The following is a 15943-nucleotide window of genomic DNA, read 5'->3' as shown; positions in this document are numbered from 1 at the left end:
TTGATGTTTTCCAAAAGCTTTCAACGACTTAAAATACGTGGAGGTATCTTTGGTTTAATTGGAAAATTAGGAATTTTGCCAATTATCCTACTTGCTGTCGTTGTGGCTCCTCTGTTTGGAGAAGCGCCATGGCCAAGTATTGAATGGGGTTTTTCAAAGCCAGACTTTCTTACTCTATGGAATGAATATACCGTATTTGGAGTAGGTTTTCCTCCATTGGTTATGTTCATTACATGTTTGCCTACGGTTTTTGCTGCGTATTTAGTATTATTTGGAGACATTTTACAAGCGAAAGCGATTATTACAGAAGCCGATCAAGTACGAGCAGATGAAAAAGTAAATTATGATCCGAACCGAGCTCACTATATTTTTGGCGGGCGTAATGCATTAATGAGTATTATTGGTCCAGATGTAACAATGGCAGGCCCGACATGGGCGGCGATGCAAGTCGTTATTACAGAACGATTTAAAGAAGGAAAAAAATCAATGCATTCCATATTTGGGGGAATGGGTTCCTTCCGATGGGGAACGAATACAGGCTTATTGCTCTTGCCGATTGTAAGTCTTGTTGAACCGATTCTTGGCGTTGCGATGGCTTTAACATTGCTTATTCAAGGGTATGTAAGCGTACGTATTGGGATTCTTGAAGCAAAAAGCCAGCGAGACTTAGGAATTGCCGGAGTTGTTGCCGCTATTCTTGCTGTAAAAGGAGCGGCCTGGGCCTTAGCAGCTGGTATACTATTATGTGTATTGATTTATGGAAAGCAGTTTTTTGTTGGTGAAAACGATCAAACTTTTACGAAAGATTTAGAAGATGAAAAGAAAAGGGGAGTTAGCTAATGCACCAAGCACTGTTTATTGATAATAAAAGGATAGAAACAAAGAGTACGCTCGATGTTATCAATCCAGCGACAGAACAAATCATTGGAACGATTGCCAATGCAGGGGCAGAGGAAGCGAGGCTTGCGGTAGATGCCGCAGCCTCAGCCCTTGAAAGTTGGAAAATAAAAACGGCGGCAGAACGTGGTGAGCTGTTGCAAAAATGGCATCATTTAATTCAACAAGAAGAAAAAGAGATTGCCACTTTGATGACAAAAGAGCAAGGAAAACCATTTACTGAAGCAATTGGAGAAGTACGTTATGCGAACAGCTTTCTGTCTTGGTATGCAGAAGAAGGCAAGCGTATTTACGGGGAAACGGTTCCAGCTAGTTCACCAAATAAACGGATTTTCGTTCAAAAACAGCCAATAGGTGTTATCGCGGCCATTACGCCTTGGAATTTTCCAGCTGCGATGTTAACACGTAAGCTGGGGCCAGCTCTTGCTGCTGGCTGTACAGCCGTTGTAAAGCCGTCAGAATTCACTCCATTTACAGCGTATCGACTTGTAGAACTTGCACAAGAAGCTGGGATTCCTAAAGGGGTTATTAATCTTATTACAGGTGATGCTGTAGTAATTGGAAAACAGTGGATGGAAGATGAGAGGATTCGAAAAGTGTCTTTTACAGGATCGACTCGTGTAGGGAAATTACTTATGGAACAGGCGGCACATACGGTGAAGAAGTTGTCCCTTGAGCTAGGAGGTCAAGCCCCTTTTATTGTGACTAAAAATGCAGATATTGCTCAAGCGGTCGATGGGTTAATCGCTTCGAAATATCGAAATGCTGGGCAAACTTGTGTTTGTGCGAACCGAGTTTATGTAGATGAGTCGATTCATGATGCTTTTGTTGAGGCAGTGGTAGCTGAAGTAAAAAATTAAAAGTTGGAAATGGATTGAAAGAGGGCATAGATATAGGTCCGTTAATTAACGTTGAGGCGCTTTCAAAAGTAACGAAACATATTGCTGATGCAAAAGAAAAAGGAGCAGATATATTATTTGGTTCTGATGTAAAAGAGGAAAAAGGTTATTTCCAAGCACCAGCACTTATTGTAGGGGCGAACGATGATATGCTCTGCATGAAGGAAGAGACATTTGGACCACTTGCCCCAATTGCTACGTTTACTTCAATTGACGATGTGATTCGTCGGGCGAATGAGACTCCTTTTGGGTTAGCAGCTTACGTATTTACAAAAGACCTTTCCGAGGCTTTTAAGATTTCCGAAGCATTAGAATACGGAATTGTCGGCTTAAATGATGGTCTACCATCTGTCGCACAAGCTCCATTTGGAGGAATGAAAGAAAGTGGACTTGGACGTGAAGGCGGACACTGGGGAATGGAAGAATATTTAGAAGTGAAATATATATCGCTTCAATTATAGGTACAAGGCATAACAGAAAATCGCCCTGCAAGGATAACTCGCAGGGCGATTTTGTTTTCTTTCTGGGGGCGGGGAATCAAAGAGGCTGAATGGAGCCAAAAGCTATTGAATAAAAGCCGCAAAGGGAATCAAAAGCCGTCAATGAATCCCGAAGCTATTGAATAAAAGTCTCAAAGGGAATCAAAGAGCGTCATTGAGTCTGAAAGCCATCGGATAAAAGTCGCAAAGGGAATCAAAGAGCGTCAATGAATCCCAAAGCCATTGAATAAAAGCCAGAAAGGGAATCAAAGGACGTCAATGAGTCCGAAAGCCATCGAATAAAAGCAGGAAAGGGAATCATTAGAGGAAGGAGGCAAATAGTTTTTTTGAACCAACCTTTTTTATTTTTAGCTACTCTCATTTCCTCTTCTTGGTATAATATACTTTAATAAAATATGACTATTTAAGTTGGATATTTGCTTGTTTAATAGGCAAGCTTTTCATTGTTTGATGTACAAGAGGAGGTGCACCTATTGCAAAATATCGTTCTTTATTTGTTAAGAGCCGTCTTTTTAGCTATTTATATATTGGTTTTTCATTTTTTTGTTTGGAGCCACTTGCCGATAAATTCTTCAATAGGAGTCCTTGTGGGGAGTTTGCTCGTTTTTTTAACTTCCTTAGTGCTAGCAATTTTCACCTCCAACAAAGTGGTGGAGGTGCTTCGAAGTTGAGGTTATAAAATGCTTTAATTCAAGGTATTTGATGTTTTACTAACTGAACGAAGGGATAAAGTTAAATGATCACACACCGCCTGCTTACACAAAAAACAAGGAATCAATTAATGGAACAAATCGATAAGGATCAGCATTTGCTTTTTTATAGTTATTTGACGCAACGAAAGGAAAGTGCTCAATTTGTTGGACAATATGTAGATAATCAATTGACGGTTGTTTTAGCCTATTTAAGTGAGCTTTCCTTTCCTGCTTTTTCTTTTTACCATATGAGCGAAAAGCAAGTATTTTTACCAGAACTGATTGCTTTTACAAGAGCTATTTTTCAACTCGAGCAAAATGTAATCTGTGGTACCATCTTATCTCAACGTGACTTTCAGCTATTTCAGTCTTTTGGACTCATTGTTGGGGAACCACAACGTTTTTTAACAATGAAGCACGTCGACCAATCCAAATTGCTCGAATCTAATAAAGCTGAACTTGTGAAAGAGGAAGAGTTTTCTGAGGTGCTAGATTTTTTACACGGCGGAGGGATGAGATTTTTTACGAGGAGCGAACTAGAACGGTGTCCTTTCCTTGGGATGAAAGATGGGAATGAGTTCATGGCCGTAGGAGGCTTTCATTTTTATGATCCTGAGCTTGTCGAGCTTGGAAACATTATTACTAGACTAGATTATAGGGGAAAAGGATTGGCTAAGAGCCTGACGAGCCAACTTACCTATTTAGGGAAGCAACTCTCGGCAGATGTCTATTTAGGTGTATTAGCAGAGAATCTCCCTGCCGTACATGTCTATAAAAGTCTTGGCTATGAAACGACGGCAGAGCTCTGGATGGTTGATTTTGCATTGTCGTAAGATTTTTCTCTAATTCAAAACTGAATTCTTTTTAGTAATCAACAAAAAGGCATTTCTTTTCTAAAAAGGATGCCTTTTTAATATGCAAAAAAGGGTAAGTTTGTTAAAAAGAAGGACATTTTCGATTAGTGTTGAATATTTGCAAGAATTAAGTAGAACGAGGAATATTGTTTAAATAACGTGGGAGGAAAAAAGATGAATGTTAAAGATATTTTATTAGCACAGTTAAATGCCTGTCATGAAAACACTTGGTTTGTATCATTACTCCACTCAATTGATAATCTTACAGAAGAACAAGCAAGTTGGAAACCGAGTGAAACAACGAATTCTATTTTTGAAATAGTGCGTTATTTAAATCGGTTTAAAGACATACCAAACGAAAGGAATGTTGAGACGAATACTTTTAGAAATGCAGAAGGTTTAACTTGGAATGATACAGTTAAGCGGATAGAAAATATTACGACTGAATGGAAGAATGTCGTCGAGGAAGCTGAAGCTAATAAACTTGATGAAATGGCATCTGATCTTTCTTACCTTACGATTCATACGACATACCATAAGGGGCAGATTCTTTATATTAGAAAGTTGCAAGGCTTATGGGAGACGGTGTACAAGGGTAAATAGTTTCTCAGCTAATCTTTCAACCAAAATAATTGATTTTTACAGATTTTATGATGACTTAGTAATAAGAAGAGGTGGTGTGTGCTGAACCTTGTAGCTCACATAGTCCCCTCTTTTTTGTTTATTTAATGTGATGCTTATTATATTAATAGATTACAAATTTCAGGTAACTGAATAAAAAGTTGAAGAGGTTGAAACTTTTCTTAAATCGAGATTACTCTAAATAAAGAGAGGGGGATTAAATTTTGAAACATGATATACATACAGTCAAAAGGGCTATTAATGGAGACGTTAAAGCATTTGAAGAAGTGCTTTTTTTAGAAGAGAAAATGCTTTATTACAAAGCTCTATCTTATGTCGGTAAAAAAGAAGATGCTTTGGATGCCATTCAAGAAACATCTTGTAAAGCGTTTCTTTCAATAGGGCAGTTACAAAATCCGGAGTATTTCTCAACTTGGCTATTTAGAATTCTTATACGCGAGTGCTATAAACTATTAAAAAAGAGGGATCGAATTATTCCATATGAAGAAAATAAACTATTAATGAGATTAGAGCAAGGGAGAGATGAAGAGATAGAATCTTTTCATTTAAGTGAGGCATTGTCCAAGCTTAACTCTTCTTATCAAACTTCTATTATTTTATTTTATTATCATGACCTTCCTATTCAAGTGATTTCTGAAATTATGGAAAAACCAGTTGGAACAATAAAAACCTATTTACGTAGAGCGAAAAAAAGTTTAAAAGATGATTTAGAAAGGAGCTACAAATTACATGGCTAAGTCAAATAAAAAAGACCAGTTAAAGGATTTCCCTCAAGAAGAAGTTCGTTCAGCAATTCAACAAGGAATTCTTCAAGCAGAAAAACAACATAGTTATAAGAAATTTAGTGATAATGGTAAAAGAAATAAAAAAGGAAAAAGAAAAATAATCTATGCTATGTCTAGTCTGGTAGCTAGTTTGGGATTATTAATTGGTTCGTCATATTATTCACCAGTTTTAGCAAGTGGTTTGTCGCAAATCCCAATCATTGGCTCCGTTTTCGGTGATTCTGATTTAATCGGCTTACAAAAAGCACAAAAAAAGGGTTTAACAAGTGAAATTGGCGAGACACAGACAACTAATGGAATATCTGTTACTCTTGATGAAATTTTATACGATCAAAATAATATAACGATCGGTTATATTATCGAATCAGAAAAAGAACTAGAAGAATACTATTTTGGGTGGGGACAATTTACAATTGATGATAAATTTCCATCATTAGCTTCAGGTGGTCATAAGGAAACCATCCATTCTCCAACCGTTCGAACTGGTATACAAGAAATAGAAGTCACAGGAGAGATGCCAGAAGCTTTTGAACTTGGATATATATTGACCGGAAAAAATGGTGAAACATTCTATTTTTCAACATTCATCGAACAAATAACAGACTTCATTAAAATTCCGATTCAACATTCGGAATCAGTGGATGGAATTGAACTTACGGTTAAAGATTTACTTTTAAGTGAACCAGGTGTCAGTCTATCTTATGAGAGTTCTGAGGAAGGAACCGATTTCGAATTAAGCAGGGCGGGTAATATAGAGTTCTTGATAGTGGATCAAAATGGTAATGAGATTTTAAGTCATTCAGGTGGAGGGAAAGGGGAAATTTTCGACAACCGTATGGTATTTACAAGTAATAAGAAGTTTGACCCTATTGATTCAGCAGTGAAAGAATTAACAATTACTCCTTATTTATTACTCCCAACTGATGGAGGAGGAGCCGGTTTGGATGAAAGTGGAGAAATGATTGAGTGGGAATTTAGAGGCGGATCTTTAAAGCCAGTTGATTTTAAACCATTTAAAGTAAAATTACTACCATAAGAATAGACCAGTTAGTGTTGCTAAGAAACCGTTTACTACTCCTTCTTAATAAGTGTACAATTTGTGAAGAGGTGTGAGTATGGAAAGGTAAACTAATATTGAGGTGATTATTTTGGTCAAGAATGTGGAAATTGAACAGTTGAACAAAACCGAAGAACATATGAATGAATTATCAGAACTCTTAATACAGGTAGTAGAAGGTGATGCATCAATTGGTTTTTTACCACCATTGCCATTAGCGGATGCAACTAAATATTGGAGCAGTGTACTAGAGCCAGAAGTGGTTTTATTTGTCGCAAAAATAAATAATCAGATAGTTGGAAGTGTGCAATTGCAGCTGTGTGCAAAACAACACGGGCGTCATCGGGCTGAAATTGCGAAACTAATGACACATCCTCATTATCGACGTAACGGTATTGGGCGTTCACTGATGAATAAAGCTGAAGAACGGGCTAAGAAAGAGAGACGTTCGTTATTGGTCCTAGACACAAGAGAAGGGGACCCTTCCAATCAACTATATACGTCATTAGGTTATATCCAAGCAGGTCGGATCCCTAACTATGCGAAGTCGGCGAATGGTGAATTGGATGCGACGATTTTCTATTATAAAGCTATGAATCAGTCTTTAAAATAAATAAACAGTAAATAATAAAGTGTGGTTGCGGACATCGATAAGAATGCATTAAATATATGGCCTTCCATATTCCATACATCCAATATGAATAAGCTATAGGTTAAAGAAATCATTAAACCTAATAGGGAATATATGAGCATATGTGCAAGTTTATTTAAGGTCCACTTCATTTTGATGAGGACCATATCTGTTATTATGGAAATAATAATTCCAACCATAACAGCAGGGAAAGTAAAAAAGGCAATAAAAAGTAAATAAAATAACGCATCGTTATTATAAATTATATATACGAGCGAAAAAGAGCAGAGGATAAATGGCTTACCTGTTTTTTGTTTACTAAAAAACACAAAACAAGCATTTCAAACATTGAAGAATGTAGTTAATGTTATATCTATAATGAAATTGATAACCCAGGTGAAAATTGAGAATAGCCGCAGTGTCCATTATTAACTATTCACAATTTTCGAGAGGTTTTTCAGCGTTATCATAACGATTTTCATTTATTAAACGGAAAATTAATTGATTACTACGGTGTAAAAGATGAATTAGAACAAGCATTACAGCACAACGGCGAACTCATTGATTTAGAGGAAGTTGCAGTTGGGGATATAAGGAAATTTACTCCGTATGTTTTAGAAGATATGAACTTTGAACTAAGGTATTTACTTTGGACCAAATCATTGGTTATATAGAAACCTCAGTCCAAGAAAGCATAAGGTATATTCGTTTAATAAGTAAATAATTCTTCAAAAAAGGTGTGCTTCGGTTTTATACAATTATTTTAATTGGAGTTGTTATTTTCTTATTGGAAAGGAGGAGCGGCATTGAATGTGCTCATTTTTATCATTTCTTATCTTGTTTTAAGTCTATTAGTTTCTTTATTTTATATTGGTTTATTAATGTTTACTTTTATAATGATAAAAAAAATCTTCCATATGAATCAAGCTAAATGGGATTCTTTCTTCAAATTTAGGAAAGGCAGAGGACTGTATTATGTAATGACTTTGCCGTATTTATTAACCCTGCTCATTATGTTTCCACTTAGTATGTATTGGTTTAACTTAATTGATTTTGAATTTAAAGTGTTAAGCTCTATTTCAATTATTATGATTTTAACACTGACTGGAATCTTTAAGTTTTCTAAACTAAAAGAATTTTTGCCATATAAAATTTAAAAGAGAGAATTCATTCAGGGAATAATATTATTGGCTAGTAGGTGAAGTGACCTACTAGCCAATAAGTGCTACTTACCTATTCTCCCGCTTTGCGTTTTCCTAATTCTTGTTCGTAAATATACAAAGCATTTGAATCGTCTTTAATACGTGTTAAATAATCAATATGCGTTTCAAACGTTGATTCTTCTTCAACTTGTTCATCTAAAAACCAATTTAAGAACGAGAGGGTTTGGTATTCACGTTCGTCTTGGGCAATTCCATATACTTCGTAGTAACTTTTGGTTACTTTACGTTCTTGTAATAAAGCAGCTTCAAATGTTTCAACTAAAGAGCCAAACTGAGCTTTTGGAGCTTTAATTTCTGAAAAGATAGCTGGGTGACCTTTATCATTTAAATACGTGTAGACTTTCATTCCATGTACACGCTCTTCTGTCGCTTGTTGTAAAAAGAAATTAGCGAACCCATCATAGCTCGTTTGCTGGCAATAGGCTGCCATTGCCATATAATCGTGTGCTGCTTGAAATTCAATATTCATTTGTCGGTTAAGTGCCTTAACAAGTTTTTCTGATAACATACAATCACTCCTATTCTTATTTAAGAAAATTTAATATTGAAATAACTACGGGTTTAGGGAATAAAGCTTACCTAGTAATAGAGATTCAATGTATGGCTATAATGAATCGGTAAATATTAAATCTACTTCTGAAAAATTCCTTATCTTTACCTATACCCTTAATGCACGATATTATAACTTAATCAGTATCAATAAATAGTACGATAGAACGAGCCATGCTACCATATATAACTTAGAAAAACCTAATGAAAATGTTGCTCTTAAGCATATAAAGAGGTTGAGCAACGTAGAACTGATTGGCTCTGTTATTCAAGGGTATTTTGTAATTGAAAAAACAAAAGAATACAATTAATTATATCTTATTTTGACACAATCTGCCCCTTTTAGCTTAGGAAGGCTTATTCCTAAAGAGGCTCCTTTAAGTTAGTAACTGATAATCCTCCATTTTAAGTTAGAGGTGGATTATCTTTAATTCGACGATTATGGGGAGAATCCTTGTTAGAAAATTGATAAAGTTAATAAGCTATTTTTGAGGTAGTTTAGAGTAAAAAGATTGGGTAATATAATTGTATAAAACGTTTCGAAGGGTGAATGATATGAAACAAACAGTGAAAAAAGCCTCCTAAATATGTAGTCAAATTAATTAGGAGGCGAAAAAGATGAAATTCACTATTATAGACCGAAAAAATTGGCATCGAAAAGAGTATTTTGAACACTATTTACATCAGCAGACAACATTTAGTATTACAACTGAAATGGATATTTCTGTTCTTATGAAGACTTTAAAGAAAAAGAATTATAAGCTATACCCTGCGTTTATTTTTATGGTAACTAGAATAGTCAATTCTTATAGAGAGTTTAGAACGAACTTTAATTCAGAAGGGGAATTAGGCTTTTGGACAGAGTTGTTCCCAACCTATACCGTTTTTGATAAAGAAACAAGTACATTTTCTAGTATCTGGTCACCAAATTTAAGGTCTTTCGCCGATTTTTATGTACAATATGAAAAAGACATTAAATGCTACAATGGTAAAGGTGTTTTATTTCCAAAGACTCCCGTACCAGAAAACGGTATACCTATTTCGATGATACCTTGGACTACTTTTACGGGTTTTAATTTAAATATTAATAATGGTGGAGATTTTCTTTTACCTATCATAACGGGTGGAAAGTATTATCAAACAGAAACAGGGTTATTTTTACCTGTCTCATTACAAGTTCATCATGCTGTATGTGATGGATATCATGCGAGTTTATTTATGAATGAACTACAAGAGCTTGCTGATCATTGTGCAGAATGGATATGATGATCTTATTAAAAAAAGAGACTGTTAAGCAGTTTCTTTTTTAAACTCATAAACTGAATGATTTTCATTCATATTTTTGAGACATTAGGAGAGAATGAAAAAAGTAGTATTTAGTTAAAAATAAGGGTGAAAAAGATGCAGGATTTTAACAAACAACACTATGATGTAATAATTGTTGGGGCAGGATTAGCAGGCTTGTCAGCGGCTAAGATACTAAAGGAAAAAGGGATAAACTACAAAGTAATTGAGGCGAATTCACGACCGGGTGGAAAAGTATTCTCAAGTTATTCCACTGAACGTCCCGGTTATTTTGAGCTTGGTGCCCAATTTTTAAATAAAGATATGACAGAAATGGTAGAGCTGATTAAGCGTTCGGGAATGGAAATTCTTGAAACCGATGTGACGGAGGATGCCGTTGAAATTGATGAAATAAAGAAAATATCGGTCGATTCGATCATAGAAGAGGTTGAAAAGGACTTGTTCATTCAAATTGATCAAAAGGATGAACGATTGTTTGAGCTATATAAAAAGAGGATAAAAGATAATCATATCCAAAAAATTATCAGTAGTTACCATTCAGAGCTATTTAATATTAATCCTAAAAATTTAAGTAGTAAAGCATTATTGGATGCTAAAGAAAAGTACCTATCCACTCAGAGTGACCTCACTCATCAAGCTTCAGGGCCATTGAATCATCTTGTTTTATCTTTAGAAAAAATTTCGAAAGACAAGATTGTATATGATGAACCTGTGAATGAAGTACTAGAAACAGAAAAGGGTTATAAGATTCGTTCTGTAAATCATGAGTATACATCTGATGCAGTAATACTTGCTATTCCACCAACTGCAGCAAGCCGGTTAACGTATAGTCCGAACTTGAATCATCATTTCGAAAAAGCTTTATACAGTTATTCAGATGGAGCTATTATCAAAATGACTTGGGCTTATAAGAAACCATTTTGGCATGAATACGTAGTAGAAGGTGAACTGAAACGTTTGAAAGGGGTCATTTATACAGAGTCGCAAGGGGTAAGTGTCATCGATTCTTCAAAAGTAGGTGATGAGAGTCGTTTGACGATGTTTATTGGTGCGGATATAGCAAAACGTCTGGCAATGAAAAGTAAGGCACAACGAATAGAATATGCTCTCGAACGATTACATGATGTATTTGGAGAAGTAGCTCGAAATTATTTAGATATGGAAGAATGTGTTTGGGTAAACGATCCATACTGTGGTGGTGGTTATAGTGCAAAGGTTCATTTTAATGGATTATACAATGCGGCGACATCTTAAGAAAACGATATAAAAATTTTATCTTTTCGAGTAGTGAAATCTCCCCAAGTTTCCCTAACTTTATGGAAGGGGCTATATGTTCCGGGAAATATGCAGCAAATTGTATTTTAGAGTCTTTAAATAGATAGGAGAAATTTTAAAAACAGATTTTAGGGAGGGGGTTTCTTATGAATAGAGATACTATAAATTCTAAATTAAGAGATGTATATTTTAAAGATATTGATAAAAGTAATGAATATTTAGTTAAAAATTTATGTTTAAAACCTGGACAAGAGAAATTTATTGAAACAGTTGAAGAATGTTTGGAAGAAGCTCAGACTTATAGTGAATGGCACCCAGTTGCTATTTATTATGGTGAAAATGTTATTGGATTTGCTATGTATGGGTCTTTTGGAGAGCAAAGAGATACTTGGATTGATAGAATAATGATCGATCAGAAATACCAAGGAAAAGGATTAGGTAAAATTACGATGCTGAAACTTATTGATATAGTTGCAGAAAGGTACGGAGTAAAAATAATCTATTTAAGCATCATCGAAGAAAATGAAATAGCTTATCGTTTATATAAAAGTATAGGGTTTGAATATATAAATGAGAAAGACCAGAATGGAGAACTTATATTTAAGTATACTGTATTATAAAATGATTCACTAAGCATACAGGAGACGCAAAGTATGGAGGATGTAATAAAAGGAGTTTTTTGATAGAACACTGGAATGACAATCCGGGAGAAAGGTTACTAATTGTGGATAGCCTTATAAAAAATTATTGATTAAAAGGGCAGACTCGCGAGGAAATTACAAACTTTTTAGGAACACCAAGTGAAGTAGAGCTATTTGAGGAAGGGAATAACATTATCTACCATTTGGGTATCGGGACCTTCATTGCAAATTACTGGTTGATTATTTGGTTTGATGATGAGGATATTGCGGTCAAAGCGGAATGACATATCACAGTTACTTTCTTAAAAACAAAAAGCTAGTCGACCGTCACGTTTAACGAGACTTTGTCGACTAGCTTTTATTATTATGCTGAAAAAGGGTGATAATTAGACAGTGAAAGTCCGCTATGGGAGAGGGGAAATTGATACATTCTCAATGAGTTTCTGACGGTCTAATTTGTCCATATTTAGGTAAATGGACATTGAGGGTTTTCCTTTGTTTGCTATATTAATCCAATTGTAATATTATTAATATTCAGATAAATTGAAGGTTGGAGGTTTGTTTGGTGTGAGTAAACAGAGTGTTAAATTTTTAGTGGCTATTTTTCTATTAGTTTTTGTGTTTTCTTTCTATTATTTTAATATCTCTTTTTCTTCACCGCAAAATTTCTCTGAGTTTGTGGAAGAACGGTCAACAACAGAGAACATTGCAGATGTAGAAAGTATAGGAATTAAAAGAACCGAGTGGCTTGAAAATGGAGTAATAGTAGGAGCTGAGGACGACAGAGAATTTACTATTGATGATGCTGTTGAAATAAATTCTTTTTGGAATCGTGATGTTTCAGTGCATGACGGTGGAAGGGTTAACAGGGATGTAGAGAATGAATTTGAGGTTTATTTATATTTTAATAATGGTGAATTCCAGAGGTTTCATGTGGGAGAAAAATATATAATAGCAAGGGAAGCAAGCAATACAGAGGAGCATATTCCCTTAACGATTAAAAGTGACAGTAATTATTTATATAATTATTTGAAAGGCTTGTACGAATAATACAAATTGAAGGGTAACTACAAGATTGTCGATTATCTCAAATGCAACCATATTATACGAGTAAGACTGTTTCTGAGTGCTTCCAATTTATCGTGAAGTTGGTCGTGAAAGAAGGAGATTCACTAAAATGTGACGAAATATTATTTTTGAAAGAGTATTAAAGGGAGGGAAAAAATGATCTGGAAAGAGTTCATCAGCTCAATATCAAAAGACTATTTATTCAAAGAACCAGTAATAAATAGTGAATTAACGCAAATAACAGCAGAATTAAAAGTCGAATTACCCGAGGAATTATTAGAGTTATTGAAGGAAACAAATGGAGTATTTGATAATTATGGTTGCCCTTTAATCTGGTCAACTTCTCAAATTGTAAAAGAGAATTTATATTTTCGGAATGAGGTCGAGTTCAAAGATATCTATATGCCCTTTGATCACTTATTGTTTTTTTCTGATGCGGGAAATGGTGATTTATTCGGCTATAGAATACTTAATGGTTGCATTCAAAATGATGATATTTATGTTTGGAACCATGAAGATGATAGCCGAAAGTGGATTGCTCCTTCGTTGGAAGCATTTATTAAAGGTTGGGCTACGGGTGAAATCTCGGTATAAGTGGCGACACTCTAATAAAGGGTATTGTCCTATTGGCTTGATAAGATAATATCCTCCCTAATTTTCCTCAGTCCATTCTTCTTCAATAATTGCCTTTACGTAATGACCGATTTCATATTCAACGGCAATTGCATGAGCTCTTGATATACCTTCTATTTCATATAACTCTGTTCCACTCTCATATATATTTGAAAAATTACCTGAATAATTACTTGAATGATCTTTTTCTTCATCTGAATATTTATCTACTTCACCTATTAATTCCCCTACTTCCTCTCGCTCTATGATTTCGTCAGTCATAACATAAGTAACTCCATGAATTTGTACAAAGTCAAAAGCCCAACTTTGACTAGAACAGCTTATTAGAAATAGTGAAATGACTAAACACAATATTAATTTTTTCATTCATACATTCCTCTCAAGCATAAATAAATCACTTACTTATCATTATTCTTCTTTGACTATGTAACTCCTTCTATATTTTCTAATATGTTTTTTATTACAGCGTAAAAATGATGACAATAAAGAGCCCGATTATGGCCCCGATATCTCCTGCAAATCTTTTATTTTCTTTTCTTTTTTGAAATACCGTTATGAACTTTCCAAGAATGACTAAAAAAGTGGCAGTCGATATCACGATTTGACTAAACGTCGAACTGAATGTGGTATCGGACATAAGCGCAATTGATATTGGGATTCCGACCAATAGTACAGCACTGAAATATAAGAACCATTTTAATTTATCCATATATAAATTTACCTCCCTATTATCTTAGACAAAGTTGAAACTTCTTGATATATTTTACCATATATAGGTATTGGAAATATTAATAGTTTCGAAAGGTCAGAACAGGATAAGGAGGGATTATATTTGAGAGTAACATATAGGAATTTTCTTTTATTAGTGTTAATGGTTATTTTTATAAGTGGCTGTACAAACTTAGAGCCGGAAAGTAGTAGAGAGCTACCAGAGGATTTTGATTTTAGCCTCATCTATGGAACATACGGAAAACAAAAAATAGATACTTATAATAATACTGTTATAAAAGACCTTGTAGAAAATGGAATAGTAGAAGCTGATGTTACTTTAACGGAAGATGAAATGAACAGGATATACAACGAGATGGTGAAGATAGATATAATGAGTGACTTGAATTTGGAAGGAGATAAGCAATGTGACGTTGAACCGCCTTCCATATCAGAGTGGAAGATTCAAATAAATAATGAGATAAATAGTATTGCTTATGGTAATTATTGTGAACATCCAGAGGTTATTTTAGATTTAATCGAACTTGAAGATTTTATACACGAAATCGTTTCCTCTAAAGATGAATATAAAGCTTTACCAGATGCAAAGGGATTTTATGAATAGAAAGTTATCTATACATGGGTACCAGGGGTCGCTATTTAATGGTTAACATTAAACAAGTTCTAAATTTTTAATACTATTAATAGAAAGGTGTATTTATGAAAAAAAATCTTAAATGGGTAGTTTTAGCTCTAATGATGATTATTGGAGTTTTTATTGGAGCTATTATCGGTGCTATCACTCTCTTAGGCGTTCTATATCCTTCAGGTGAAATAACGGTCACGATAGAGAATCAAACCGATGAAGATATTGAAGGTCTAATGACTACATTTACAAATAACATTACAGATATTGAATTACCTCCAGTCGAATCTGGTGAAGTGTATAGCTTTAATGTGAAAACAGTAGCTGATGATTTTTATGAAGGGTCCATGCAATTAATCTACGATAGTTATAGTGAAACAATAGTTGGATATATTGGCAGAGGTTATGGTGGAAAAGTAGAAGTCATCATTGAGTCAATAGATGAAGACAACCAACTTAATGCTCGAATAACCCATACTGTAAAATAAAGGGTCGCTGAAAAAGTCCTATTAGTTAGAATTAGTTTGGATGATTTGGCCCACTCCGCCAGCCGTATACCCTACGCGTTCCATGGATGAAATGGGTATTCGGCTGGCGGAGCTTTTGATCATTGTGTTCTTTATTGTCCAGAAGCCGCCCCTATTTATAAGCCGAACTAAGCGGTATTCGGCATAAAGAGAGAAGCTGCCCGCAATAATAAGCCGAGCTAAGCGAAATTGGGCATAAAGAGAGAAGTCGCCTACAATAATAAGCCGAACTAAGCGAAATTCGGCGTAAAAAGAAAAGCCGCCCCTATTTATAAGCCGAACTAAGCGGTATTCGGCGTAAAAAGAAAAGCTGCCCGCAATAATAAGCCGAGCTAAGCGAAATTGGGCATAAAGAGAGAAGTCGCCTGCAATAATAAGCCGAACTAAGCGAAATTCGGCGTAAAAAGAAAA

The 15943-nt window shown here is 34.9% G+C and carries 18 protein-coding genes and 1 pseudogene; 15 read left to right on the top strand and 4 right to left on the bottom strand.

Annotated features, from left to right (window positions below; all coding sequences use genetic code 11):
- The 8 genes and pseudogenes from BALCAV_RS17960 to BALCAV_RS17920 form a co-directional block, all read left to right on the top strand.
- The coding region (locus BALCAV_RS17960) for a hypothetical protein (RefSeq protein WP_040324200.1) at nt 1-840 on the top strand (840 nt) is incomplete at its 5' end.
- Nucleotides 840-2257, top strand: a pseudogene (locus BALCAV_RS17955) (NAD-dependent succinate-semialdehyde dehydrogenase). The gene BALCAV_RS17960 and the pseudogene BALCAV_RS17955, both read left to right, overlap by 1 nt.
- Before the next feature lie 820 nt (nt 2258-3077).
- The gene (locus BALCAV_RS17945; RefSeq protein ID WP_235213143.1) at nt 3078-3821 is read left to right on the top strand and encodes a GNAT family N-acetyltransferase; all 744 of its coding nucleotides are present in this window, start codon (nt 3078-3080) and stop codon (nt 3819-3821) included.
- A 195-nt stretch (nt 3822-4016) separates the two neighbouring features.
- Nucleotides 4017-4445 carry a DinB family protein gene (locus BALCAV_RS17940; protein ID WP_003323589.1) on the top strand — a complete coding sequence of 143 codons (429 nt, stop codon included), beginning with the start codon at nt 4017-4019 and terminating at the stop codon, nt 4443-4445.
- A gap of 242 nt (nt 4446-4687) precedes the next feature.
- Complete coding sequence (locus BALCAV_RS17935; protein ID WP_003323588.1) at nt 4688-5221, top strand: sigma-70 family RNA polymerase sigma factor; 534 nt, start codon at nt 4688-4690, stop codon at nt 5219-5221.
- On the top strand, nt 5214-6305 hold the full coding sequence (locus BALCAV_RS17930) for a DUF4179 domain-containing protein (protein WP_003323587.1): 1092 nt from the start codon (nt 5214-5216) through the stop codon (nt 6303-6305). The genes BALCAV_RS17935 and BALCAV_RS17930 overlap by 8 nt, the downstream gene beginning before the upstream one ends.
- Before the next feature lie 160 nt (nt 6306-6465).
- Nucleotides 6466-6939: a GNAT family N-acetyltransferase gene (locus tag BALCAV_RS17925; RefSeq protein ID WP_052044414.1), complete on the top strand. Its 474-nt coding sequence runs from the start codon at nt 6466-6468 to the stop codon at nt 6937-6939.
- A gap of 830 nt (nt 6940-7769) precedes the next feature.
- A complete protein-coding gene (locus BALCAV_RS17920; RefSeq protein WP_407920854.1) occupies nt 7770-8114 on the top strand; it encodes a hypothetical protein in 345 nt (114 codons plus the stop codon).
- A gap of 76 nt (nt 8115-8190) precedes the next feature.
- On the opposite strand, the gene BALCAV_RS17915 is transcribed toward BALCAV_RS17920, so the two are convergent.
- Entirely contained in the window at nt 8191-8688 is a 498-nt protein-coding gene (locus tag BALCAV_RS17915) for a ferritin (protein ID WP_003323583.1), read from the bottom strand.
- A 659-nt stretch (nt 8689-9347) separates the two neighbouring features.
- Here BALCAV_RS17915 and catA point away from each other — a divergent pair.
- The 5 genes from catA to BALCAV_RS17890 all read left to right on the top strand — a co-directional run bounded on the left by catA (nt 9348) and on the right by BALCAV_RS17890 (nt 13612).
- Entirely contained in the window at nt 9348-9995 is a 648-nt protein-coding gene (catA, locus tag BALCAV_RS17910; protein ID WP_003323582.1) for a type A chloramphenicol O-acetyltransferase, read from the top strand.
- Between the two features lie 135 nt (nt 9996-10130).
- A complete protein-coding gene (locus BALCAV_RS17905; RefSeq protein WP_003323581.1) occupies nt 10131-11288 on the top strand; it encodes a flavin monoamine oxidase family protein in 1158 nt (385 codons plus the stop codon).
- A gap of 167 nt (nt 11289-11455) precedes the next feature.
- Nucleotides 11456-11929, top strand: coding sequence for a GNAT family N-acetyltransferase (locus tag BALCAV_RS17900; protein WP_003323580.1), 474 nt, complete (start codon nt 11456-11458; stop codon nt 11927-11929).
- 588 nt (nt 11930-12517) lie between these two features.
- Complete coding sequence (locus tag BALCAV_RS17895; protein ID WP_003323579.1) at nt 12518-13000, top strand: hypothetical protein; 483 nt, start codon at nt 12518-12520, stop codon at nt 12998-13000.
- Between the two features lie 177 nt (nt 13001-13177).
- A complete protein-coding gene (locus BALCAV_RS17890) occupies nt 13178-13612 on the top strand; it encodes an SMI1/KNR4 family protein (protein WP_040324202.1) in 435 nt (144 codons plus the stop codon).
- Nucleotides 13613-13669: 57 nt separating this feature from the next.
- On the opposite strand, the gene BALCAV_RS17885 is transcribed toward BALCAV_RS17890, so the two are convergent.
- Together BALCAV_RS17885 and BALCAV_RS17880 are read right to left on the bottom strand one after the other, a co-directional pair.
- Nucleotides 13670-14017 (bottom strand): hypothetical protein, encoded by a 348-nt coding sequence (locus tag BALCAV_RS17885; RefSeq protein WP_003323577.1) that lies wholly within the window; start codon nt 14015-14017, stop codon nt 13670-13672.
- Between the two features lie 94 nt (nt 14018-14111).
- Entirely contained in the window at nt 14112-14360 is a 249-nt protein-coding gene (locus tag BALCAV_RS17880; protein ID WP_003323576.1) for a hypothetical protein, read from the bottom strand.
- A 123-nt stretch (nt 14361-14483) separates the two neighbouring features.
- On the opposite strand from BALCAV_RS17880, the gene BALCAV_RS17875 reads away from it, so the two are divergent.
- Both BALCAV_RS17875 and BALCAV_RS17870 read left to right on the top strand, forming a co-directional pair.
- Nucleotides 14484-14984 carry a hypothetical protein gene (locus tag BALCAV_RS17875; RefSeq protein WP_003323575.1) on the top strand — a complete coding sequence of 167 codons (501 nt, stop codon included), beginning with the start codon at nt 14484-14486 and terminating at the stop codon, nt 14982-14984.
- A gap of 95 nt (nt 14985-15079) precedes the next feature.
- Nucleotides 15080-15493 carry a hypothetical protein gene (locus tag BALCAV_RS17870; protein ID WP_003323574.1) on the top strand — a complete coding sequence of 138 codons (414 nt, stop codon included), beginning with the start codon at nt 15080-15082 and terminating at the stop codon, nt 15491-15493.
- Nucleotides 15494-15514: 21 nt separating this feature from the next.
- Here BALCAV_RS17870 and BALCAV_RS22880 read toward each other — a convergent pair.
- Nucleotides 15515-15943, bottom strand: a 429-nt coding sequence (locus tag BALCAV_RS22880) for a hypothetical protein (RefSeq protein WP_040324199.1), incomplete at its 5' end; no start/stop codon positions are given.

This window comes from Alkalihalobacillus alcalophilus ATCC 27647 = CGMCC 1.3604 (genome assembly GCF_000292245.2).
Classification (GTDB): domain Bacteria; phylum Bacillota; class Bacilli; order Bacillales; family Bacillaceae_D; genus Alkalihalobacillus; species Alkalihalobacillus alcalophilus.
Note: the sequence above shows the minus strand (reverse complement) of the source record. Positions and strands in the feature narration are given on the sequence as shown.